The organism is Xanthobacter sp. DMC47 (assembly GCF_056313845.1).
In genome coordinates this window covers 725,346-748,283 of record NZ_JBQUZM010000001.1, presented here as the reverse complement: position 1 = coordinate 748,283, position 22,938 = coordinate 725,346, and the positions used below count along the sequence as shown (strand labels likewise).

The window sequence follows — 22,938 nt, the reverse complement described above, 5'->3', positions numbered from 1 at the left end:
TTTAGATCGAAATAATAGACAATAGGAAATGCCGCCCCCGCGCGCAGCCGGGACCGCCCGCGTGCGGTTCGGCACCGGGCGGGCCGCCTTGCGTCAAGGGATGGGCTTTGGGCTCAGGACCAGCGGCGGCAGAGGGCGCGGGCGAGGGCGTCGAGGGCGAAGCCGAGCACGCCGATGAGCAGCACCATGGCCATCAGCTCGGAATAAGCGAGCCGGTCGCGGGTATCGAGGATGAAATAGCCGAGCCCGGCCGAGACGCCCAGCATCTCGCATGGCACCAGCACGATCCACAGGATGCCGATGGCGAGCCGCACGCCGGTGAGGATGTGCCCCACGACCCCCGGCAGGATCACCCGAGAGAGCATTTCCCACCGCGTGGCCGCGAGGCTGCGCGCCAGCAGCAGCCAGCGCGGGTCGAGCTGGCGCACGCCGGCGGCGGTGGACAGGAGGATCGGCCACACGGCGGCGAAGGCGAGCAGGAAATAGATGGGCCGGTCGCCCACGCCGAACACCATCACCGCCAGCGGCATCCACGACAGCGGCGAGATCAGGCGCAGGAACTGGAAGGCGGGCGTCGTCGCCGCTTCCAGCGCGCCGAAGGTGCCCGCGGCGAGCCCCAGCGGCACGCCGATGGCGAGCGCGAATCCGAGGCCGATGACGATTCGCTGGAGGCTCACATAGACATGGATGGGCAGATCGGAATGCGGCAGCAGTTCGCCGAGGCTGGCGAAGGCGCTCGCGGGCGAGAAGCGCCGCGCGAAGCTCCCCGGCGCGGCCAGCACTTCCGTCCCGAGCTACCAGAGGGCGACCAGCACGACGAGGCCGGCGATGCCGAGCAGCGCGCGCCCAAAGCGGTGCCGCGCCGCCCCGCTCGGCCGCGCGGCGGTCCCAGATTTGTCCCCGGAGACGAAGGACTCCCGCTGCGGCTCCGCATTCAAGGCGCGATCACCTCGGTGCGGTCGAAGGAGGCCGGAAAGCCGAACGCCGGCAGGCCGCCGGAGGCCGCCAGTGCCGTCTTCACGAACCGGTCGTCCACCAGTTCCTTCGCCGCGGTCGCGGGGTCGAGCTGGGCGAGGAAGGTGGCATCGCCTTCGATCAGCGTGCCCTTGAGGCGGCGCACCAGTTCCTCCGTGTAGCTGGGGAACGGGTAGGGCTGGAAGTCGATGCGCTTCTCCCTCCAGTCCGCATGGCGGATGGCGCCGGACTTCAGATAGGCCTCGGTGTCCGCCTCGGACGGGGATAGCACCTTGTCGCGCACCGCCTGGGCGTGGGGCGTGTAGCGGTTCGGCCCCTCCTTGGAGAGGAGGCGCGCGGTCTCGGCGCGGTTGGCGCGGGTCCACAGCTGCGCCCTCACGATGGCATTCACCACCTTCTGCGACCACTCCGGTCGCCCGTCGAGGTCGCGCTCGTGCATGAAGACGACGCAGCAGGCGTGGTCCTTCCACACGTCGCCGGTGAAGCGGAGAATCTTGCGGATGCCCTGCGTTTCCGCCACCGCGTTGAACGGCTCGGCGACGATGTAGCCGGCCACCTGACGGGTGGCGAGGGCGGGGGGCATGTCGGCCGGGGCCATCACCACGAGATTGACCTCGTTGGCCGCGGGCGCGCCGGTCTTCTTGGTCACCGGGGTCAGGCCGTTTTCCCGCAGCAGGTTCTGCACCACCACATTGTGGATGGAGTACCAGAACGGCACGGCGATCGTCTTGCCGCCCAGATCCGCGACGCTGCCGATATCCGGGCTCACGGTGAGGGCCGAGCCGCTGACATGGTTCCACGCGACGACGCGCGCCGGGGCCCGCGAGCCGAAGCGCGCCCAGATGGTCATGGGCGAGAGCAGGTGGATGACGTTCACCTGACCGGAGATGAAGGCCTCGATCACCTGCGCCCAGCTGCGGAGCAAGACGGGCTTTTCCGCCTTCAGGCCCTCGGCCTCGAACAGGCCGTTGGCATGGGCGACGAGGAGGGGCGTCGCATCGGTGATGGGCAGGTAGCCGATGCGCACCGGGGCGTCCTGATCCTGCGCGCGGGCCTCGGCGGCGCGCAGCAGGGGGAGGGCGCCGGCGGCGGTGAACAAAGCGGAGAGCTTCAGCATCTCGCGGCGGGAAAAGCCGCCGCGGGGAAGGCAGGCCATGCACATGGTGGGGTCTTCTTCGCCAGATTCTCTTTGGCTGCGTCAGTGGCGGCGGACGGCGCCGCGCAGCGCCTTCAGAATGTCGATGCGGAGCGCCCCGAGGGCCGCCACCTCGTCACCGCGCGGCTTGGGCAGATCGAGGGTCCAGCTCGCGACCTGCCGGGCCAGCGCGCCGCCGATGAGCACCACCCGGTCTGCGACCAGCAGCGCCTCTGGCGCAGGGCACGCTCGTCCGAGCGGGTGACACAGCATGGGACATCCCCATCGAGATCCATCTCTTCCGCCCGCGCACGCGCCTTTCCAGCACCGCCGAGGCGTTCTGGGCGACCGTTGCCGGCGGTGGAGCTGCGGACCGGCGATAGTCTAAGGCTGCCCCGGGATCGCACGCCGGACGGCCCGCATCCGAGATGCTACCCCCATGTAAACCTTGACCAGAAGATCGCCGGGGCGAACCTCCGGCGACACGTCGCCGAGATGGAGCACGTCGGCCGGGCCCAACGCATCCAACACGATCGCTTTCATTTCGCCGCGGCCTTGGCGAGCGCACGGCGTCCGATGCTGGCGGCGAAGAGCGGCGTCTCCCGGCGGTTGTGATCGCCACCGGCTTCCTGCCGGGCGATGGCCGCCTGCTCGAAGGTCTGGCCGTGGGTGGCGAGGAAATCCATGAACACGTCGGTCGGGTGGGAGGTGACTCGATTGGTGTAGCGGGTCCTGCCGCCCTCGATCTCCTCGGCCATCAGCTCCCAGAGCACATTGACCTGCGTGCGGCCGACGGGCGTGAACACGTTGGAGATCGAGTTCATCCGGCAATAGTTCGCCGTCGCCTCCTCGGCGATGTAGTGCTGGATGACGAGGCCGGTGCCGATCATCTCCACATTGATGACCATGCGGCGACCATCGTCGGTGGTCGTGACGCCGGAGCCGATGTGATCGGGCGGGCAACAGCGCAGATATTCCGCTTCCGGCAAGTTGAAAAGCCATTCCGCGATGTCGATCTTTTCAAACCGAACGTCGATCTCCGCAGTATAGGCAGACTGCGAGAGGATCTTATCAGTCAGAATCTTCATGGAGTTTTCCTTCTAGATAAGCGTGCGAATGAGATGGCTCGCGTGCGCGGGACGCAGATACGCGAGGCAGTGAAACAGAATCGGCCGCGCGCGGCCCCGGTGCCGGCGTATTTCAGTATGCCTGCGACCCAGTGATATCTTGCGAGATGGAACGTCGGCGCGCTGCGATTGCGATGAACCCGGCCGAGTGGAGCGGCGCCGCCGATGTGGTGACGCTGCGAATATGCGAGTGTCCCGCATCGGCGATAAGCCGGAGCCTCCTGCAAATGGCTTTGCCCGGATCGCAAAGATGAGACCCCACTTCGCCGAATTCCTTGCCACCTTCGTGGATGTCGTCCGGGCTGGGAGTTTCTCCGGGGCCGCGCGACGACGCGCCGTGACGCCGTCGGCGATCGTCCGTCAGATCGATGCGCTGGAGGAGGATCTGGGTGTCGCGCTTTTCATCCGCTCGACTCGTGCGCTGACTCTTACCGATGCCGGCCGGCGGCTTCACGAGCGCGCGCAGCGGCACCTGGACGACCTCGCCGACACCCATGCGGAAGTGGCCGCCTTCGATGGCTCCGTCTCGGGCACATTGCGGATCGCCTGCTTCCCCTCCTTCGGCAAGCGCTACGTGCTGCCGGTCGTCGCTACCCTGCAGGCCGAGCATCCCGCATTGCACGTCGAACTCGATCTGACGGAGCGGCTGGCCGATCCAGTCATCGAGCGCCTCGACGTCGTCATCCGAATGGGCGCGCTGAGCGACAGCACGCTGATCGCGACCAAGGTGGCGCCCTTGGAGCGCCAGCTGGTGGCGAGCCCGGACTATCTGAAGCGGGCCGGCAGGCCCGACAGCGCAGAAGACCTGCCAGCGCACCGGCTGATCGACAAGCTGCACGGCGCCGACCTCCTCGGCTGGCGCGATGTGCTCGGCCGCCCGGCCGGCCATGCCGGGACTGGAACAGTGAGCTTTCGTTCGGATGATTTCGACGCCCAGCGCGCGGCGGCCGAGGCGGGTCTGGGGATCGCATTTCTGCCGAGCTGGGTCGTCGGCCCGGACGTGATGGCCCGCCGGCTCGTGCGCCTGCCGGTCGGGGGCGAGTCCTGGAACGAAGGGGCCGCGGGCATCTATCTCCTGCGTGCCCTGCCGCAACCAAGCGCGAAGGTGCGAGCTTTTTCCGAGGCGTTGCGCACGTTCATTGGCAGTCCCCCCCTATGGGCGTCATGACCCGCGGACGATTGGCGGCTGGCGTGGATGATGGGGAACAGGGCCGCGCAGGGGCGCGGCCCTTGATGTCAATTCGACTTCTTCTCCCCACGCGCGGCGATCACCGCGGGACAGGCGCTCTCGGAGAGGGGGCGGAAGGCCTCGTCGCCGGGCAGCGTGGCGACCAGCTTGTAGAGGTCCCACTCGCCCTTGGAGGCCTCGGGCGACTTCACCTCGAAGACGTAGAAATCGTGGACCATGCGCCCGTCCTCGCGGAGCTTGGCGTTGCGCACCACGTCGTCCTTGATGGGCAGTTCGCCCATCTTCTTCACCACGGTCTCGGCATCATCGCTCTTCGTCGCCGCCACCGACTTCAGATAGTGCAGCACGGAAGAATAGACGCCGGCATGGATTGCGGAGGGGATCTTGCCGTTCTGCGCCTTGAAGCGCTCGGAGAAGGCGCGGGTGCCGTCGTCGAGGTCCCAGTAGAAGCCTTCCGACAGCAGCGTGCCCTGCGCCACCGGCAGGCCCACGCTCTTCACGTCCAGCGCGGTGAGGAAGAAGGCGACGAGCTTCTGCTTGGAGGTGGTGATGCCGAATTCGCGCGCGGTCTTGATGCCCGTCACCGTGTCATTGCCGGCGTTGGCGAGGGCGATGATGTCCGCGCCCGAGCCCTGCGCCGTCAGGAGCGGCGAGGAGAGGTCCACCGCAGGGAAGGGGTGCCGCACGGAGCCGAGGAACTTGCCGCCCTTCCTGCCCACCACGGTCTTGGCGTCGGCCTCCAATTGCTGGCCGAGGGCATAGTCCGCTGTCACGAGATACCAGGAGGTGCCAGGCTGGGTGAGGCGGTTGGCGATGCCAGCCACCTGCACATAGGTGTCCCACATCCATTGCACCACATGGCCCGGCTGGCAGGCATCGCCGGTGAGGCGCGCGGTGCCGCCGGGGAAGAGGGCGACGCGGTTCTTCTCCTTCACCAGCGGCGCGATGGCGAGCTGGATGGAGGCGTTGGACATGTCGGCGAGGACGTCCACGCCCTCCTGGTCGATCCACTTGCGCGCGGTGGCGGAGGCGATGTCCGCCTTGTTCTGGTGATCGGCCGAGACCATCTCGATCTTCATGCCGGCGCACTCGGCCTTGAGGCAGTCGTCGATGGCCATCTGGGCGGCGATCAGCGAGCCCTTGCCGGTGATGTCGGAATAGACGCCGGACATGTCGGTGAGCACGCCCACCTTCACCGTGCCGCCGGAGATTTCCGCCGCCGCGGGCGATGCGGTGAGGCCCGCCGCGAGGGCTAGAGCGAGGGGGCCGAATTTCGCTGTCATGGATGTCCTCCCGGTCGTTCTTGTCATTGATCGTCCCTCACCAGTGGACCATGGGCAGGCCCGCCACCGGGGAACGGAAGAAGGGAATACGGGTGCCGCGCAGGCTGCCCACATAGACGGTTTTCAGGTCCGGTCCGCCGAAGGTCACGCTGGCGAACCAGGGGGCAATGGTGCCGCCGCAGGCGAGCATCAGCTCGGGCGTCACGGCGTCTTTATCCAACGCCGCCATCAGCGCCTTGCCGGCGGCGCTGCCGCGATCGTCGTCGAGGATGATGCGCAGGTCGCCATCGGGGGTGATGGCGAAGATGCGGTCCGTCATCACATGGGTGCCCCAGAGGTTGCCATAAGTGTCGAAGGCGATGCCGTCGATGAAGGCGCCGTGGTCCGAGGGCCCGAAGGTCTCGCGGTCCACGAGGTCGCCATTGGGCAGCGCCCTGAGGCGCGTCACCCGCTTGCCGCCCGTCTCCACCACATAGAGCCATTCCTCCTTGGCGTCGAAGCGGATCTCGTTGGTGAAGCAGAAGCCGTCGGCAACGATGCGCAGATGGCCGTTCTCATAGAGCGCCACATAGCCGTCGGAGACGTTCGGGCTCATGGCCTGCATCCAGTTCTTGATGCGGGTGGAGATGGTGAGCCAGATGCGGTCCCTTCTGTCGCGCAGCACGAAATTGACCTTGCCGATGGGCGTGCCGTCGATGGTGTCGGCGAGCACACGGGACTGGCCGTCGCGGGTCATGATCTCCAGCCGGTCGGTGCCGAAATTGGAGATCAGGATGTCGCCGTTGCGGGCGAAGGCGAGGCCGTTCGGCAGGGTGCCGGAGACGAAGCGCGTCTCCTCGTCGGTAGCGGAGGCGAAATGCGTCGCCTCGCTCTGCGCGATCAGCGTCTGGGTGCCGTCGGGGCGTATGTGCACCACCCCGCCACGCGCGTCCGCGCTCCAGAGCGAACCGTCGCGCTCGGCGAGAATGCACTCGGGACGCTGAAGGCCCTCGCCCACGTAGGCGATGGCGGCGGGGTCGACCGTAAAGCCGTCGATGGGGTTGGGCGATGCCATGGCGTTGCTGCCCTTTTTCTAGAAGCTCACCTTGTCGGCGCCCTTGAGGCCGAGGGTGGCGCGGGCCTCGTCCGGGGTGGCGATCTCGTGGCCGAGTTCTTCCAGAATACGGCGGATCTTGGCCACCTGCTCGGCATTGGAGGAGGCGAGCTTGCCGCGGCCGATGAACAGGCTGTCCTCCAGCCCCACCCGCACGTTGCCGCCCATCATGGCCGCCTGCGTCGCGAACGGCATCTGGTGGCGGCCGGCGGCGAGCACGGACCAGTGATAGTCCTTGCCGAACAGCTTGTCCGCCGTGCGCTTCATGAACATCAGATTGTCCATGTCCGGCCCGATGCCACCGAGAATCCCGAAGATCAGCTGCAGGAACACCGGCGGGCGGAACCAGCCCTGATCGAGGCAATGGGCGAGATTGTAGAGGTGGCCCACGTCGTAGCATTCGTGCTCGAACTTGGTGCCGTGCTCCTCGCCCAGCATCTTGTAGATGCGCTCGATGTCGCCGAACGTGTTGCGGAAGATGAAGTCCTTCGTGCCGGTGAGGTACGGTTCCTCCCACTCGTGCTTCCAGTTGGAATAGCGCTTCGCCAGCGGGTGCAAAGCGAAGTTCATGGAGCCCATGTTCAGGGAGCACATCTCCGGCGCGGCCTTGAGCGGCGCGGCGAGGCGGTCCTCCACCGTCATGTTCAGGCCGCCGCCGGTGGTGATGTTGATGACCGCATCGGTCGCCTGCTTGATGCGCGGCAGGAATTCCATGAACACGGCCGGATCGGGCGTCGGCCGCCCGTCCTTGGGGTCGCGGGCGTGCAGGTGCAGGATGGCGGCGCCGGCTTCCGCCGCGGCGATGGCCTGCTCGGCGATCTCGTTGGGCGTGATGGGCAGCGCGTCGGACATGGTGGGCGTGTGAATGCCGCCCGTCACCGCGCAGGTGATGATGACCTTGCTCAAGACATGTCTCCGCGAAAATGCGTTCAATCGGGAAGGATGGCGACGGCCCGCGTCCAGCCGGCGGAGGCGGCGCGCACCTTCACCGGGAAGCAGCTGATGGTGAAGCCGGTCGAGGGCAGCGCTTCGAGATTGTGCAGCTTCTCGATCTGGCAATAGCCCTTCTCGCGCCCGGCCTTGTGGCCTTCCCAGATGAGGGAGGCATCGCCCGTCTCGGCGAAGCGGCGGGCCGTAAAGGAGAAGGGCGCGTCCCAGCTCCAGCCGTCCGTGCCGACGACGCGCACGCCCTGGTTCACGAGGTGGAGGGTGGCGTCCCGGCCGAAGCCGCAGCCCTTGTCCACGTAGTCGGCCTGACCATAGGCGGTGCCGGCGGCGGTGTTGGCCACCACGATGTCGAGGGGGCTCAGCGTGTGGCCGATGCGGGCCAGCTCCGCGTCGATCTCGGCCGGCGTCACCACATGGCCGTCGGGCAGGTGGCGGAAGTCCAGCTTCACGCCGGGGCGGAAGCACCAGTCGAGCGGGATCTCGTCGATGGTGATGGCGCGGGCCCCGCCGTCCATGGTGGGGTGATAATGCCAGGGGGCATCCACATGGGTGCCATTGTGGGTGGAGATGTGAGCCGTCTCCACCGCCCAGCCCATGCCCTCGGGAAGCTGCTCGGGCGTGAGGCCGGGGAAGGCGGCGCAGAGGGTGGCCGCGGTTTCCGTGTGGACGGAATAGTCGATGCGGACCCGCTGGAAGGGCGGGTCGGCGGGCACGTCGTTTTCCAGCGGAATGGAGATGTCGACGAATCTTGGCACGGCGTCTCGTCCTCCCGGCCCCGAGCGTGAGCATCGCTCTTGCAGCCTTCATTTTGTACAGGCGTACAGGTTATTGTACGATTGTACAAGATGGAGCAGGCGGGGCGCCGCCTTTGCCGCCTCGTGTGACGCCGCGGCTGGTGCGGATGCAGCGGCAACGCTAGAAAAGGCCTATGGAGACGAAGACGAAGACATCCGCCGCCAGGCGCTCCGCCTCGCCGTCCGGGCGCGGGAAAGGCGCGCGCCGCTCGGCGGTCGCGCCCGGCGATCCGCAGCGGCCCGATCGCCGGCAGGACATTCTGGCCAGCGCGGAATTTCTCTTTGCCGAACGGGGCTATGCCGCGGTCTCGGTGCGCGATATCGCCGCCCGCGCCGGCGTGCCAGTGGCGCTGGTGGGCTATTATTTCGGTCGCAAGCCGGAATTGCTCGCCACCGTCTTCGCCCATCGCCAGGCCAATCTGGACGAGCGCATTTCCCGCATCCGCGAAATCGGGGCGCGTGGCCCCGGGGAGGGGCGGGTCGCGGAGATCGTCACGGCCTGGGCGGAACCGGTGGTGCGGCTGCACGGCTCGGCGAGCGGCGACAGCTTCTCCCTGCTGGTCGCCCGCACCGCCTGGGACCCCGGCCCGGAAGCCACCGAGACCATCGAGCGCTTCTATGATCCGCTGGTCCGCGCCTTCCTGGAGGCCATGGCCGTCGCGATTCCCGGTTGCCCGCATGACCGGCTGCTCTGGGCCTACGAGTATGCGGTCGGGGCCCTCTTGATGTACGTGGCCGACAAGCGCATCGAGCGCCTGTCCGATGGCCGGGCGACGGCGGGCGATCCGGCGCTGTTCGAGGATTTCGTGCGGTTCGTCACCGCCGGCCTTGAGGCGATGTGCGGTTCGCCGCCGGCGGCGCCTGCCGGTGCCGGCGCGGTCCGGCGTCGACCGCCGGGCTAGATGTTGCGGAACGTCGGCCGGCGTTTTTCCGCGAAGGCGTTCATCCCCTCGCGCCGGTCCTCAAGGGCAAAGGTGGAATAGAGGAGCCTGCGTTCCACATAGAGGCCCTCCTGGAGATGCGTTTCATAGGCCTGGTTCACCGCCTCCTTGGCGAGGCGGATTACGGGCCGGGATGAGCCGGAAATCCGAGCGGCGATCGCCACCGCCTCGGCGACATGCGTGCCGGCCGGCACCACGCGGCTGACGAGGCCCATCGCCAGCGCCTCTCCGGCGGACAGCGCCCGGCCGGTGAGGATCATGTCCATGGCCACGGCCTTGCCGACGATGCGCGTGAGCCGCTGGGTTCCGCCCGCGCCGGGAATGATGCCGATGGTGGTTTCCGGCAGCGCGAACCGCGCGGTCTCCGACGCGATGATGATGTCGCACATCAGGGCCAGCTCGCAGCCCCCGCCGATGGCATGGCCCGACACCGCCGCGATGGTGGGCTTGCGGACCCGCGAAAGGCCTTCCCAGGTAGCGGTGATGAGCTGCTCCTCGTAGACCTCGGCGAATGTCTTGTCCTTGATCTCCTTGATGTCGGCCCCGGCGGCGAACGCCCGCTCCGAGCCGGTGACGACGATGGCGCCGATGGCGCGGTCGGCGTCGAAGGCGGCCGCCGCGTGGGACAGCTCGGCGGTGATCCGGCTGTCGAGGGCATTCAGCGCCTCGGGTCGGTTGAGGGTGATGATGCCGACGGCGCCGTCCGTGGCCGTGAGGATGGTCTCGTAGGTCATGGGATTCTCACGAAATCAGGATCAGGATCAGGATTTGGGCGAGGCGGGCCGGCTCCTCGAGCCGGGCGAAGTCCGTCCCGCCGGCATGGCTGGCCCGGGCATGTCTCGCTGGATGGCGCCGACACCGCTGCATATCGCCGGAACAATGGCCTGCTGGCCCTCCGCAATTAGGAAATGTATTGTTATAATCTCTCGCAGGCAAGGCATCCCCTTGCGCAATTGCGGCGATTTCTCCGTTGAGGCATGGCATGCGTTCGATCGCTTGCGGGGCGGTCCCATCGCGAATATATATGACAATATATTTCCATAGAAGCGGGAGGGAATGTCATGGCTCTGGATCCGGGAACCCTGTCCCAACTCATCGAGGCGATCCGCCGTTTCGTCGATGAGCGGCTGATCCCCGCCGAGGCCGAGGTGGCCGAGAGCGACGCCATTCCGGCCGAGATCGTGGCCGGGATGCGGGATCTCGGCCTGTTCGGCCTCACCGCGCCCGAGGAGTTCGGCGGCCTTGGCCTCACCATGGAGGAGGAGGTGCTGGCCCTGTTCGAGCTGGGCCGCGCCGCGCCCGCCTTCCGCTCCCTGTTCGCCACCAATGTGGGCATCGGCATGCAGGGCATCGCCATCGACGGCACACCCGAGCAGAAGGCGAAATACCTGCCCGGCCTCGCCTCCGGCGACATCATCGGCTCGTTCGCCCTCACCGAGCCGGACGTGGGGTCGGACGCGGGCGCGGTACGGACCACGGCGCGGCGCGAGGGTGACGTCTATGTGCTGAACGGCACCAAGCGCTTCATCACCAATGCGCCTCACGCGAGCCTGTTCACCGTCATGGCCCGAACCGACCCGGCCCAGAAGGGCGCGGCCGGCGTGTCGGCCTTCGTCGTGGAGCGCGGTACGCCGGGGCTTTCCACCGGCAAGCCGGAAAAGAAGATGGGCCAGCAGGGCGCCCATGTGTGCGACGTGATCTTCGAGGATTGCCGGGTGCCGGCATCTGCGCTCATCGGCGGGGTCGAGGGGCAGGGCTTCAAGACCGCCATGAAGGTGCTCGACAAGGGGCGGCTCCATATCGCGGCCGCCTGCGTCGGCCTCTCCGAGCGCATCCTCGAAGACATGCTCGCCTATGCGGTGGGGCGCCGGCAGTTCGGCCGTCCGCTGGCCGATTTCCAGCTCCTCCAGGCCATGTTTGCCGATTCGAAGGCGGATGCCTATGCCGCCCGCTGCATGGTGCTGGACGCGGCCCGCAAGCGGGATGCGGGCGAGGATGTGAGCGTGGAGGCCTCCTGCGCCAAGATGTTCGCTTCCGAGGCAGTGGGCCGCATCGCCGATCGCAACGTGCAGGTCCATGGCGGCAACGGCTATATCCGCGAATACCGCGCCGAGCAGCTCTATCGGGACGCGCGCCTGTTCCGGATTTACGAGGGCACCACCCAGATCCAGCAGATCATCATCGCCAAGGCCCTCACCGCCGAGGCGAAGGCACGCGCCGGACTCTAGGCGCCGGTGCGGGCGCGGCAGCCCGCACCTCCTCCTCTTGGCGGGCGGAGGCTTCCGGGTCGAGAGCCTTGAAGTTGGTCAGCATCTTGTCGAGGTAGTGGATCATGTGGATGCGGTCCTCGGTGGAGAAGCCGGCGAGGGCCGCGTCGTAATAGTCGGCGATCACGGGGCGCATGTTGGCGTCCCACAGGCTGCGCCCCTTGGGTGTCAGGCGAATGAGGCGGGAGCGGTTGTCGTTGGCGTCGACCGTGCGCTCCACATAGTCCATGGCCTCGAGCCGCTGCAGCACGCCGGCGAGATTCTGCCGGGTGACCAGCAGGAAGGCGGCGAGGTCGCCCACCGCCACCCCTTCCGCGAAAGCGGGGCGGGTCAGCGCGCCGAGCACCGCCCATTGCTGGGTGGTGATCTCGTAGTCGTCCAGCGCCCGTGTCCCGGTCTTATGCAACATGTTGGCGCATTGATAGAGCCGGAAGAAGAGCCTGTTGCTCAAGCCCGGCGAAATGCCCCGCGAACCGCCGCCATCCTTTGTCATGCCTGCACTCTGACTGCGCCGCACGGTGCGGTCAAGGGCGACTGCTGCGGCGCAATAATGGAAATATATTGACATAAAAATGCGAGTGCCCGTAGATTGAATATACGGAGTTCGGCGCGGTTCCGGGGATGTCGATATCGATCCATAGGCAATAACGGAGCGGTTCTCGTCGTTTCGGTCCCGGCTTGCGATTTGGAAGAGGTGCCGTCGTGCGAGGCTTGAAAGGCAAAGTTGTTGTTGTAACTGGCGGCGGCGGCGGTATCGGCTCTGCCACCTGTCGCCGCTTCGCCGAGGACGGCGCGCGGGTCATCGTGGCGGACATCGGCGCCGCAGCGGCGGAGAAGGTGGTGGAGGGGATCAGGGCCGGCGGCGGCGAGGCGGTCGCGCTGGTGGTCGATCTCACCGACTACGATGCCGTTGCGAAGGCGATCACCGCGGTGGAGGTCGATTTCGGCCCCATCGACATCCTCGTGAACAATGCGGGCTGGGACCTGTTCGTCCCCTTCCTGAAGTCGGAGCCCGACTTCTGGTCGAAGATCATCGATATCAACCTGCGCGCCGTGCTCAACATCACCAAGCCGGTGCTGGCCTCCATGGTCGCACGCGGGCAGGGTGGGCGCATCGTGTCCATCGGCTCGGACGCCGGGCGGGTCGGCTCGTCCGGCGAGGCGGTCTATGCCGCCTGCAAGGCCGGCGTGATCGCCTTCATGAAGACGCTGGCGCGCGAGAATGCCCGCCACGGCATCACCTTCAACACCGTCTGCCCCGGGGTGACCGAGACGGCGATGCTGGAGAGCTTCATGGAGGCGGCGGGCGACAAGGAAAAGCTGCGCACCGCCTTTACCCGCGCCGTGCCGCTCGGCCGCCTCGGCAAGCCCGAGGACCTGCCCGGCGCCATCCTGTTCCTGTCCAGCGACGACGCCGCCTTCATCACCGGCCAGGTGATCTCGGTTTCCGGCGGCCTGACCATGCACGGCTGAGGATCAATCATGAACTATACGGATATCCTCTACGAGATCCGCGGCGGAGCCGCCTGGATCACCATCAACCGGCCGGACAAGTACAACGCTTTCCGCGGCCACACCGTGGACGAGCTGATCCACGCCTTCCAGACCGCCGGCTGGGACCGCAAGGTGGGCGTCATCGTGCTCACCGGTGCCGGCGACAAGGCCTTCTGCACCGGCGGCGACCAGTCGGCTCATGATGGGCAGTATGACGGGCGCGGCGTCATCGGCCTGCCCATCGACGAACTGCAAAGCCTCATCCGCGACGTGCCGAAGCCGGTCATTGCGCGCGTGAACGGCTTCGCCATCGGCGGCGGCAATGTGCTGGCCACCATCTGCGACCTCACCATCGCGTCCGAGAAGGCGCAGTTCGGGCAGGTCGGCCCCAAGGTGGGCTCGGTCGATCCGGGCTTCGGCACCGCCTATCTCGCCCGCGTGGTGGGGGAGAAGAAGGCGCGGGAGATCTGGTACCTCAACAAGCGCTACAGCGCCGCGGAGGCCCTCGCCATGGGCCTCGTCAACGCGGTCGTGCCCCACGAGGACCTCGACGCCGAGGTGGACCGCTGGGTGGCCGAGCTGATGGAGCGCTCGCCCACGGCGCTCGCCCTCGCCAAGGTGTCCTTCAACGCCGACAGCGAAAGCATCCGCGGCATCTCCGCCCTCGGGATGCGGGCGCTGAGCCTCTATTACGACACCGACGAAAGCAAGGAAGGCGGCGTCGCCTTCCGCGAGAAGCGCAAGCCCGACTTTCGCAAGTTCGGCAAGTAGGGTCCCCGCTTCGGGGAGGTCCGTTGCCGCCGCGCGCGCCCGTCCCGCAGGGGGTGCGAGGGGCCGGACGGTTCCACCATGCCGCGCGTCAGGGCGCCGGCATGGCGGGCCTGCCACGTGCGGCCGCGCCAGTGGAGCGGCCGCCAGACGCTCCGCCCGCGCTCGCTCCGCATGGCGGCTCATTTCATCCGGCAAGAAGACGTCCAGGCAGGAAATCCCATGACGCCCACGGCCTATCCCACGGTTTTCGACACGGAAGACCTGATCGCCCTGCGCGATCTCGCCGCGAGGTTCGCCGCCGACAAGCTGGCCCCCGGCTACAAGGAGCGCGAGCGGACCGGCACGTTCGGCGCGGAGCTGGTGCGCGAGATGGGCAGCCTTGGCCTGATCGCGCCCGAGCTGCCCGAGGAATTCGGCGGCAGCGGCGCGGGCTCCATCTATTCGGGCGTCATCATCGAGGAGATCGCCAAGGGCGACTTCAACTTCGGCTATATCAACGTCCTCGCCTCCCTCAACGGCCAGATCCTCGCGAACTTCGCCAATCCCGAGATCAAGCGCCACTGGCTGCCCAAGCTGACCGCCGGCGAGATCCTGCTGGCCATTGCGCTCACCGAGCCGCGCGGCGGCTCGGATGCGGCCAATCTGGGCCTGCGGATGGAGCGCGACGGCGACCATTACGTCATCAATGGCGAGAAGACCTCCATATCGGCGGCGGACCAGGCCGCGGCCGCCGTCGTCTTCGCCCGCACGGGGCGGCCGGAGGACAAGGCGCACGGCGTCTCCGCCATCTTCGTGCCCATGGACACCCCCGGCATCTCGACGACCCGCTTCACCGACCTGGGCCAGCATGCCATCGGCCGCGGCTCCATCTTCTTCGACAATGTGCGGGTGCCGGTCGATCACCTGCTCGGGGCGGAGAACAAGGGCTTCGTGCAGGTGATGCAGGGCTTCGACTTCTCCCGCTCGCTCATCGGCCTGCAATGCCTCGGCACGGCCCGCCAGTCTCTCAACGAGGCCTGGGCCTACATCGGCGAGCGGCGCGCCTTCGGCAAGCCGCTGGCGTCCTTCCAGGGCATCACCCACCAGCTCGCCGACTTCGACACCCGCGTCGAGGGCGCCCGGCTGCTGAGCTACAACGCCCTGTGGCTCAAGGACAATGGCCTGCCGCACGTGGCGGAGGCGGCGATGGCCAAGTGGTGGCCGCCGCTGCTCGCCTATGAGGCGATCCACGCCTGCCTGCTGATCCACGGCCACGCCGCCTATTCCACCGAGCTGCCGTTCGAGCAGCGACTGCGCGATGTGCTCGGCCTCCAGATCGGCGACGGCACCGCGCACATCATGAAGAACATCATCGCCCGCGAACGGGCGGGTCGGGTCGCGGTCAACGGCTGATCCGGCGACAGGGGAGGGAACCATGCAATTCGACGCCGTGCTCATCGCGCCCCGCCGCGCCCGGATGGAGGCGGAAGGCTTCTGGCCAGGCAAGACCCTGCTCGACTATTTCGAGATCTGCCTCGCCGAGAAACCGGATGCCGTGGCTGTCCTGACCGTGCTGACGGGCGCGGGCACGCGGCGCGAACTGACCTATGCTGAAATCGACCGCCTCGCCTGGCGCGCCGCCGCCGGGCTGCGCCGCCTCGGCCTCGGAAAGGACGATGTGCTGTCCTGCCAGTTGCCGAACGGCTGGGAATTCGTGGTGCTCTACATCGCCTGCCTCAGGCTGGGCGTTGTCTTCAACCCGGTCATGCCCATCTTCCGCGAGCATGAGCTGTCCTTCATGCTCCGCCACGGCGAGACCAAGGTGTTCGCCATTCCCCGCATCTTCCGCGGCTTCGACCATGAGGCGATGGCGCACCGCCTGAAGGCGGACCTGCCCGACCTGGCCCACCTCGTGGTGGTGGGAGGGGAGGGGCCGGACGCGTTCGAGGCGTCGCTCCTCGATCCCGCGCTCGATGCGGAGGTGCCTGCCGCCCAGGAGATCAGCGCCCGGGACCGCAGCGACGCCAACGCGGTGTGCCAGCTCATCTACACCTCGGGCACGACGGGCGAGCCCAAGGGGGTGATGCACACCGCCAACACCATGTATTCCAACCTCGTCGCCTATGCGCAGCGGCTCGGTCTCGGCGCGTCGGACGTGGTGCTCATGGCCTCTCCCATGGCCCACCAGACCGGCTTCATGTACGGCCTGCTGATGCCGTTCATGCTGAAGGCCCGCATGGTGCTGATGGACAGCTGGGACAAGGCGCTGGCGGCGCGGCTCATCGCGCAGGAGGGCGTCACCTTCACCATGGCCTCGACGCCGTTCCTCATGGATATCACCAACACGGTCGAGGAATTGGGCACCGAATCGTCTTCGCTGCGCATCTTCCTGTGCGCGGGAACCGCCATCCCCGGCGTGCTGGTGGAGCGGGCCCGGAAGGTTCTGGGCACCAAGATCATCTCCGCCTGGGGCATGACGGAAAACGGGGCGGTGACCCTCGCTTCTCCCTCGGACCCCGACGAGCGCTCCATCAACACCGACGGCTTCGTGCTGCCCGGCATGGAGCTGCAGATCCGCGGCGCCGACGGCTCCGTGCTCGCGACCGGACAGGAGGGCGCGCTCTACGTGCGCGGCTGCTCCAATTTCGGCGGCTATCTGAAGCGTCCGCAGTGGAACGCCACCGATGCCGAAGGCTGGTTCGACACTGGCGACATCGCCCGGATGGACGAGCAGGGCTACATCCGCATCTGCGGGCGGACCAAGGATGTCATCATCCGCGGCGCCGAGAACCTGCCGGTGGTCGAGATCGAGGCGGTGCTCTACAAGCACCCGGACATTCAGCAGGTGGCCATCGTCGCCTATCCGGACGAGCGCCTCGGCGAGCGCGCCTGCGCCTTCATCGTGCCGAAGGCCGGCAAGACCTTCACCTTCGAGGACATGGTCGCCTTCCTCGATCGCCAGCATCTCGCCAAGCAATATTATCCCGAACGGATCGAGGTGCGCGACCAGCTGCCCTCTACCGCCTCCGGCAAGATCCAGAAGTTCGCGTTGCGGACCCTGCTGCGCGAAGACTACGAAAAGTCGCGCGCCTGATGGCTCCCTCGCGCCTTGGCCCGCCGTCCGCGTCCGATCCGCGCCCGGCGCGCTCCCCTCATGTGTGCAGGTGAGGCCGCCATGCCCGGACCCGTCCATTGCGTCCTCGACGAGGGCATCGCCCTCGTCACCATCGACAATCCTCCGGTCAACGTCACGTCCCTCGCCGTGCGGCAGGGGCTTGCGGCCGCGCTCGATGCTGCCGAGGCGGCAGGCGTGCGGCGGGTGGTGCTGACGGGCGCCGGAAAGACCTTCGTCGCCGGTGCGGACGCCAGGGAGTTCGCCGCCGCTCCCGTGGCGCCGCATCTGCCGGACCTCGTGCGCCGGATCGAGGCTTTTCCGGTTCCGGTGATCGCCGCCATCACTGGCGCGGCCCTCGGCGGGGGACTTGAGATCGCGCTTGCCTGCCGCGCGCGCATCGCTGCCCCGGGCGCCACGCTGGGACTGCCGGAGGTGACGCTCGGCGTCGTGCCGGGCGCCGGTGGCACGCAGCTTCTGCCCCGGCTGGTCGGGCTGGAGGCGGCGCTTTCACTGATCGTCGAGGGCCGGATCCTCCCGGCGCAGGAAGCCGAGGCCCTGGGGCTGGTGGACGCCATCGCCGCTGATCCGGTGGCCTCGGCCCGAACCCTCCCGATCCCGGCGCGGCCCGCGACCGGCGCGCTCCCGGCTCCCGGGCCCGATCCGGCAGCGATCGAGGCCGCGCGCAAGCTGGCGGGAAAGCGCAGCCCCGGCCAGATCGCGCCCTTGAAGGCCATCGATCTCCTTGCAGCCGCCACCCGCCTCCCCCTCGATGAGGGGCTGGCGCTGGAGCGCGCGACCTTCCTCGATCTCAGGACGTCCGATCAGGCGGCGGCCCTGCGCCACGTTTTCTTCGCCGAGCGCGCCGCCATGGCGCAGGGCAAGACCGGCGGTGCGGAGATCGGCTCCGCCGTGGTGGTGGGCGGCGGCACCATGGGCGCCGGGATTGCCTATGCCCTGGCCGCCATTGGCATTTCCGTGGCGCTGGTGGAAAGCGATGCGGCCGGCGTCGCGCGGGCGCGGACCAATGTGGCCCGGCTCTATGCGGATGCGGTGAAGCGGGGCAAGAGCACCGTCGAAGCCGCCGCAGCGGAGCAGGCGGCGCGCTTTTCCTTCCACGAAGGCTATGGCGCCCTGCCGCCGGCGGATTTCGCCATCGAGGCGGTGTTCGAGGACATGGAGGTGAAGCGGCAGGTCTTTGCCGCCCTCGATCAGGCGTTGCCCGAGACCGCCATCCTCGCCACCAACACCTCCTATCTCGACGTGAACCGGGTGGGGGAAGGCCTGCGCTGTCCCGAACGGTTCCTGGGCCTGCATTTCTTCAGCCCGGCCCACGTGATGAAGCTGCTTGAAGTGATCCGGGCGCGCACCACCTCCGCCGAAACGCTGGCAACGGTCCTGCGCCTCGCCGCGCGGCTGAAGAAGATCCCGGTACTGGCCGGCGTGTGCGACGGTTTCATCGGCAACCGCATCCTCACCCGCTATCGGCAGACCTGTGACATCATGCTGATGGAGGGCGCCCTGCCGGCCCAGGTGGACCGGGCGCTGCGCGGCTTCGGCATGGCCATGGGGCCTTACGAGGTGCAGGACCTCTCCGGCCTCGACATTGCCTATGCCAATCGCAAGAGGCTCGGCTGGCGCACGAAGGACGGCTTCCGTTACATCCCAATCGCCGACCGCATCGTCGAGGAGACCGGCCGGCTCGGCCGCAAGACCGGCGCCGGGTGGTACGACTACGACGGTGGCAAGGCTTCCGCCTCCGCGGTCATCGACAAGATCGTGGCGGAGGAATCGGAGCGCGCGGGTCTCACGCGCCGGAGCTTTTCCGACGACGAGATCGTCGCCCGTGCCGTGACCGCCATGGTGGAGGAAGGCTTCCGCATTCTCGAGGAAGGCATCGCCGCGAACCCGGCCGACATCGACCTCGTGATGATCCATGGCTACGCGTTCCCGCGCTGGCGCGGTGGTCCCATGCACTATGCAGGCCGGCTCGGCTTCGGAGAGATCCTGCGCCGGATCGAAGCATTTGAGGTTCAGGACCCGCTGTCCTGGGGCGTGCCGGACCTCCTGCGCCGCGCAGCGGTCGACGGGACGCACGATCCCACCACCTGATGAGGGCCCATGGGCGACGACGCATTCATCTGGCAGCGGCGGGTCGGCTTCGGCGACTGCGATCCCGCGCGCATCGCTTACACGGGCCGGATTCCGGACTTCGCCCTGGAGGCGATCGACGCCTTCTGGGAGGACCTGCTGGACGGCACGAACTGGTTCCGGATGAACGTGGACCAGGGCATCGGATGCCCGTTCGTGCACATGGAGATGGACTTCAAGGCGCCGATCACGCCGCGCGCCCCGCTGTTCTGCCATGTGGAGCCCGCGCGGCTGGGCACCTCCTCGCTCACGTTTCGCGTGACGGGCAGGCAGGACGGGCAAATCTGCTTCACCGCCGGCTTCGTCTCAGTCTTCGTGGTGGCGGGGGATCTGCAGAAGATTCCGGTCCCCGACTCCATCCGAACGCCGCTGCTCGCGCGCTTCGCGCATCTGCGCGAGGCCTGACAGGAGCTATCCGGCCGCGGGCGAGTTCGCCAGCCACGCGAGCGTGTGGGAGGCGACCGCCACCAGCGTGCCGTGCTGGTTCGTCACCTCGATCCCGGCGCTGGCGCGCCTGCGGGCGATGTCCACACTGCTGACGCGGTAGAGGGTGGTCACCGTGTCCCCCAGGAAGACCGGCTTGATGAAGCGGATGCGGTCATAGCCGAGCGCCACGGCGATCTCGTTCGCCTCGGGCGGCGTGCGCGCCGCGATCAGTCCGGCGGTGGTGGACATGAAGCCCACCAACAGCGCGCCGTGGGCCTGCAGACGGCCGAAGCGGGAGCGCTGCATATAGGTCAGGTTGACGTGGTTCGGGGCGAAGTCGCCGGTGATCCCGGCGAAGAGATACACGTCGCTTTCGCCCACGGTCTTGGTGAAGACCGCCGAGTCCCCCGGCTTCACATGGAAGTCCTGCATCACCCTGTCCTTTCCGCTCGGAGCATCCCGCGAAAGGCGCGGGAGAACAGCGTAGCGCGGGCTTTCAGATTGGCAAATATATTTACACAATATATGGAATGTGATTGACATAAATTGGCGCCGAAAATGGCAGAGATATAAGGCGCCATGGAGGATACGCCATGCGTAATTATATCAGTATATGTGTGCTTCTGTCCGTAATCGCCCTGGGCCTGGGGCCGGCGGTGGCCGAGACCCGGATCAAGATCGGAATCCTCAGCGACATGAGTGGACCCTACTCGGACCTCGCCGGTCCGGGCTCTGTCGCCGCCGCCCGCCTCGCGGTGGAGGATTTCAAGGGGAAGGACAAGGGCATCGAGGTGGAGATCGTCTCGGGCAATCACCAGAACAAGGCGGACATCGGCTCCGTCATCGCCCGCTCATGGATCGATCAGGAGGGCGTCGACGTCATCGGCGACGTCACCGGCTCGCCCGTCGCGCTGGCGGTCAGCCAGATCGTCAAGGACAAGGACAGGATCCAGCTCAATGCCGGGGCGGCGACGGCCGACCTCACCGGCTCCAAATGCACGCCCAACACCATCCATTGGACCTACGACACCTGGGCCAATGCCAACGGCACCGGCAGCGCCATGGTGCGCCAGGGCGGCAACAGCTGGTTCTTCATCGCGGTGGACCAGGCGTCCGGCCACGCCATGGAACGCGATACGGTGGCGGTGGTGAAAGCAGCCGGCGGGCAGGTGCTGGGATCGGTCAAGCACCCGCTCGGCACCAGCGATTTCTCATCCTACCTGATCCGGGCGCAATCCTCCGGCGCCAAGGTGGTGGGCCTCGCCAGCGGCGGCGAGGACATGATCAACGCCATCAAGCAAGCCTCCGAGTTCGGCATCGTGCAGGGCGGACAGTCCATCGCCGGCCTGTTCACCTTCATCACCGACATCCACGCCCTCGGCCTCAAGCTGGCGCAGGGGCTGGTGCTGACGGAGGCGTTCTACTGGGATCGGGACGACGCGAGCCGCGCATTCGCCAAGCGCTTCGCCGCCCTCCACAAGGGCAAGATGCCGACGCAGGTCCATGCCGGCGTCTATTCCTCCATCATGCACTATCTGAAGGCCGTGGAGGCCGCCGGCACCAAGGATACGAACACCGTGCTCGCCAAGATGCGCGCGATGCCCATCGACGATCCCCTGTTCGGCAAGGGCGAGGTGCGCATCGACGGTCGCGCGGTCCACGACATGTTCCTGTTCAAGGTGAAGACTCCGGCGCAATCCAAGGGCGAATGGGACGTCTACGAGACCCTCGCGACCATTCCGGCCGCGCAGGCCTTCCGCCCCCTCGCCGAAGGTGGCTGCCCGCTGGTGAAGTAGGGCGGTCCGGGTTCGCAATCCCGGGCATCGCCAGAAGGCCCGACGAAAAGCCGAAGTCCGGTCTACGCGAGCGCCGCCCGGACCTCGGCGTCGTCGAGCGCATCATCCAGGGTACGGGCGAGGCGCGACAACAAGAGGTCCATCTCGTCGGCCGTGCAGGTCAGCGCGGGGGCGAGGCCGATGGTGCCGTCGGCGAAGGCGCGGAAGATGAGGCCGTTGCGGTAGCCGGCCTCAAACAGACGGCGCGGCAGCTCCGTGGCGGGGTCGAAGCGCGTCTTCGCCGCCTTGTCGCGCACGAGTTCCAATGCACCGAGCAGCCCGCGCGCGCGGGCATCTCCCACGAGGGGATGATCGCGCAGGGCTTCGAGCCCCGCGGCGAAGGCCGGTCCACGGGCCTCTCCATTGGCGAGGATGCCGCCCTCCGTATAGAGGCGCAGCACTTCGCGGCCCACCGCCGCGCTCACAGGGTGGCCGGAATAGGTGAAGCCGTGCCCGATGGGCGCCTCCGGCGGCAGCCCGTCGGCGATGGCCTGATAGATCCGGTCCGACATGAGCACCGCGCCCATGGGCACGTAGCCGGCCGTCAGGCCCTTGGCGACGGTCATCAGGTCCGGCGACACCGCCTCTGCGTGGCAGGCGAATATCGGCCCCGTGCGGCCGAAGCCGGTGATGACCTCGTCGGCCACGAACAGGATGTCGAGGCGCGTGCAGGCCTCCCGCATGGCCTTGAGCCAGCCGTGCGGCGGCACGATCACCCCGCCCGAGCCCTGCACCGGCTCGCAGAAGAAGGCGGCCACGTTGTCGGCCCCGAGTTCGGCGACCTTCGCCTCCAATGCGGCGACGGAGGCGGCGATCACCGCCGCGGGGTCGCCGCCCACCGGGTTGCGGTAGGGGTAGGGCGAGGCGATCGTGTGCTGGCGCGGCGTCGGCACATCGAAATGGGCATGGAACGCCGGCAGGGCGGTGAGGCCCGCCCCGGTGGAGGAGGAGCCGTGATAGCCGCGCTCCAGCGAGATGAAGTGCTTCTTCGCCGGCCGTCCGGTGGAGTTGAAGTAATGCGTGATGTAGCGGACCGCGCTGTCCACGGCGTCCGATCCGCCGAGGGTGAAGTAGACGTAGTCCAGTCCCTCCGGCGCCAGCTCCGCGAGGCGCGCCGCAAGGCGGATGGAAGGTTCCGAGCCGAAGCCGAAATAGCCGGTGGCGTAAGGCAGGCGGCGCATCTGCTCCGCCGCGACCTCCACGATGCTCTCCTGCCCGTAGCCGACATTCACGCACCACAGGCCGGCGAAGGCATCCAGCAACTCATGCCCCGAGGCATCCCGCAGGAACATGCCGGACGCGGACTGCAGCACAGTGACGCCATGCTTCTCATGGCCACGGAACGACATGACCGGATGGATGAGGTGATCGCGGTCGAGCACCTGGAGGGAATTCGCGGGCATTGCGGGGCGCTGCCG

22 protein-coding genes are annotated in these 22,938 nt (G+C 67.6%); 10 read left to right on the top strand and 12 right to left on the bottom strand.

Features of this window, described 5'->3' with window-relative positions; translation table 11 throughout:
- Nucleotides 1-113: 113 nt before the first annotated feature.
- From ACT54R_RS03555 to ACT54R_RS03540, 4 genes are all read right to left on the bottom strand, one after another.
- Nucleotides 114-782, bottom strand: a complete 669-nt coding sequence (locus ACT54R_RS03555) for an ABC transporter permease (RefSeq protein ID WP_476323724.1) — start codon at nucleotides 780-782, stop codon at nucleotides 114-116.
- Between the two features lie 152 nt (nucleotides 783-934).
- A complete protein-coding gene (locus ACT54R_RS03550; protein ID WP_476323721.1) occupies nucleotides 935-2,137 on the bottom strand; it encodes an ABC transporter substrate-binding protein in 1,203 nt (400 codons plus the stop codon).
- A gap of 36 nt (nucleotides 2,138-2,173) precedes the next feature.
- On the bottom strand, nucleotides 2,174-2,383 hold the full coding sequence (locus ACT54R_RS03545) for a hypothetical protein (protein ID WP_476323718.1): 210 nt from the start codon (nucleotides 2,381-2,383) through the stop codon (nucleotides 2,174-2,176).
- A gap of 266 nt (nucleotides 2,384-2,649) precedes the next feature.
- Nucleotides 2,650-3,198 (bottom strand): hypothetical protein, encoded by a 549-nt coding sequence (locus ACT54R_RS03540; RefSeq protein ID WP_476323715.1) that lies wholly within the window; start codon nucleotides 3,196-3,198, stop codon nucleotides 2,650-2,652.
- Nucleotides 3,199-3,427: 229 nt separating this feature from the next.
- Between ACT54R_RS03540 and ACT54R_RS03535 the strand changes: the two genes are divergently transcribed.
- Entirely contained in the window at nucleotides 3,428-4,405 is a 978-nt protein-coding gene (locus tag ACT54R_RS03535; protein WP_476323712.1) for a LysR family transcriptional regulator, read from the top strand.
- 68 nt (nucleotides 4,406-4,473) lie between these two features.
- On the opposite strand, the gene ACT54R_RS03530 is transcribed toward ACT54R_RS03535, so the two are convergent.
- Genes ACT54R_RS03530 through ACT54R_RS03515 form a run of 4 tightly spaced genes read right to left on the bottom strand, consistent with a single transcriptional unit; the run spans nucleotide 4,474 to nucleotide 8,505 of the window.
- A complete protein-coding gene (locus ACT54R_RS03530) occupies nucleotides 4,474-5,709 on the bottom strand; it encodes an ABC transporter substrate-binding protein (RefSeq protein ID WP_476323709.1) in 1,236 nt (411 codons plus the stop codon).
- A gap of 37 nt (nucleotides 5,710-5,746) precedes the next feature.
- Nucleotides 5,747-6,763, bottom strand: coding sequence for an SMP-30/gluconolactonase/LRE family protein (locus ACT54R_RS03525; RefSeq protein WP_476323706.1), 1,017 nt, complete (start codon nucleotides 6,761-6,763; stop codon nucleotides 5,747-5,749).
- An 18-nt stretch (nucleotides 6,764-6,781) separates the two neighbouring features.
- Nucleotides 6,782-7,708: a 3,5-dioxohexanoate:acetyl-CoA acetone transferase gene (kce, locus tag ACT54R_RS03520; RefSeq protein WP_168462564.1), complete on the bottom strand. Its 927-nt coding sequence runs from the start codon at nucleotides 7,706-7,708 to the stop codon at nucleotides 6,782-6,784.
- Nucleotides 7,709-7,731: 23 nt separating this feature from the next.
- On the bottom strand, nucleotides 7,732-8,505 hold the full coding sequence (locus tag ACT54R_RS03515; protein WP_476323703.1) for a cyclase family protein: 774 nt from the start codon (nucleotides 8,503-8,505) through the stop codon (nucleotides 7,732-7,734).
- 173 nt (nucleotides 8,506-8,678) lie between these two features.
- Between ACT54R_RS03515 and ACT54R_RS03510 the strand changes: the two genes are divergently transcribed.
- Nucleotides 8,679-9,446: a TetR/AcrR family transcriptional regulator gene (locus tag ACT54R_RS03510; RefSeq protein WP_476323700.1), complete on the top strand. Its 768-nt coding sequence runs from the start codon at nucleotides 8,679-8,681 to the stop codon at nucleotides 9,444-9,446.
- Here the strand turns inward: ACT54R_RS03510 and ACT54R_RS03505 are convergent.
- Nucleotides 9,443-10,219, bottom strand: a complete 777-nt coding sequence (locus ACT54R_RS03505; RefSeq protein WP_476323697.1) for an enoyl-CoA hydratase-related protein — start codon at nucleotides 10,217-10,219, stop codon at nucleotides 9,443-9,445. The genes ACT54R_RS03510 and ACT54R_RS03505 overlap by 4 nt on opposite strands.
- A gap of 327 nt (nucleotides 10,220-10,546) precedes the next feature.
- On the opposite strand from ACT54R_RS03505, the gene ACT54R_RS03500 reads away from it, so the two are divergent.
- On the top strand, nucleotides 10,547-11,713 hold the full coding sequence (locus tag ACT54R_RS03500) for an acyl-CoA dehydrogenase family protein (RefSeq protein WP_476323694.1): 1,167 nt from the start codon (nucleotides 10,547-10,549) through the stop codon (nucleotides 11,711-11,713).
- On the opposite strand, the gene ACT54R_RS03495 is transcribed toward ACT54R_RS03500, so the two are convergent.
- The gene (locus ACT54R_RS03495; RefSeq protein ID WP_476323691.1) at nucleotides 11,679-12,245 is read right to left on the bottom strand and encodes a MarR family winged helix-turn-helix transcriptional regulator; all 567 of its coding nucleotides are present in this window, start codon (nucleotides 12,243-12,245) and stop codon (nucleotides 11,679-11,681) included. The genes ACT54R_RS03500 and ACT54R_RS03495 overlap by 35 nt on opposite strands.
- A gap of 209 nt (nucleotides 12,246-12,454) precedes the next feature.
- On the opposite strand from ACT54R_RS03495, the gene ACT54R_RS03490 reads away from it, so the two are divergent.
- The 6 genes from ACT54R_RS03490 to ACT54R_RS03465 all read left to right on the top strand — a co-directional run bounded on the left by ACT54R_RS03490 (nucleotide 12,455) and on the right by ACT54R_RS03465 (nucleotide 19,664).
- Nucleotides 12,455-13,225, top strand: coding sequence for an SDR family NAD(P)-dependent oxidoreductase (locus ACT54R_RS03490; RefSeq protein ID WP_476323688.1), 771 nt, complete (start codon nucleotides 12,455-12,457; stop codon nucleotides 13,223-13,225).
- A 9-nt stretch (nucleotides 13,226-13,234) separates the two neighbouring features.
- A complete protein-coding gene (gene badI / locus ACT54R_RS03485; protein WP_476323685.1) occupies nucleotides 13,235-14,017 on the top strand; it encodes a 2-ketocyclohexanecarboxyl-CoA hydrolase in 783 nt (260 codons plus the stop codon).
- A gap of 219 nt (nucleotides 14,018-14,236) precedes the next feature.
- On the top strand, nucleotides 14,237-15,409 hold the full coding sequence (gene aliB, locus ACT54R_RS03480) for a cyclohexanecarboxyl-CoA dehydrogenase (RefSeq protein WP_476323682.1): 1,173 nt from the start codon (nucleotides 14,237-14,239) through the stop codon (nucleotides 15,407-15,409).
- Nucleotides 15,410-15,431: 22 nt separating this feature from the next.
- Complete coding sequence (gene aliA, locus ACT54R_RS03475; RefSeq protein WP_476323679.1) at nucleotides 15,432-17,090, top strand: cyclohexanecarboxylate-CoA ligase; 1,659 nt, start codon at nucleotides 15,432-15,434, stop codon at nucleotides 17,088-17,090.
- Between the two features lie 81 nt (nucleotides 17,091-17,171).
- The gene (locus tag ACT54R_RS03470; RefSeq protein ID WP_476323676.1) at nucleotides 17,172-19,220 is read left to right on the top strand and encodes a 3-hydroxyacyl-CoA dehydrogenase NAD-binding domain-containing protein; all 2,049 of its coding nucleotides are present in this window, start codon (nucleotides 17,172-17,174) and stop codon (nucleotides 19,218-19,220) included.
- Nucleotides 19,221-19,229: 9 nt separating this feature from the next.
- Nucleotides 19,230-19,664, top strand: coding sequence for an acyl-CoA thioesterase (locus ACT54R_RS03465; RefSeq protein WP_476323673.1), 435 nt, complete (start codon nucleotides 19,230-19,232; stop codon nucleotides 19,662-19,664).
- 6 nt (nucleotides 19,665-19,670) lie between these two features.
- Here ACT54R_RS03465 and ACT54R_RS03460 read toward each other — a convergent pair whose 3' ends face one another.
- A complete protein-coding gene (locus ACT54R_RS03460; RefSeq protein WP_476323670.1) occupies nucleotides 19,671-20,117 on the bottom strand; it encodes a MaoC/PaaZ C-terminal domain-containing protein in 447 nt (148 codons plus the stop codon).
- Nucleotides 20,118-20,278: 161 nt separating this feature from the next.
- On the opposite strand from ACT54R_RS03460, the gene ACT54R_RS03455 reads away from it, so the two are divergent.
- Nucleotides 20,279-21,481: an ABC transporter substrate-binding protein gene (locus ACT54R_RS03455; RefSeq protein WP_476323667.1), complete on the top strand. Its 1,203-nt coding sequence runs from the start codon at nucleotides 20,279-20,281 to the stop codon at nucleotides 21,479-21,481.
- A 62-nt stretch (nucleotides 21,482-21,543) separates the two neighbouring features.
- Here the strand turns inward: ACT54R_RS03455 and ACT54R_RS03450 are convergent, their stop codons facing one another.
- Nucleotides 21,544-22,923, bottom strand: a complete 1,380-nt coding sequence (locus ACT54R_RS03450; protein WP_476323664.1) for an aminotransferase class III-fold pyridoxal phosphate-dependent enzyme — start codon at nucleotides 22,921-22,923, stop codon at nucleotides 21,544-21,546.
- Nucleotides 22,924-22,938: the final 15 nt, after the last annotated feature.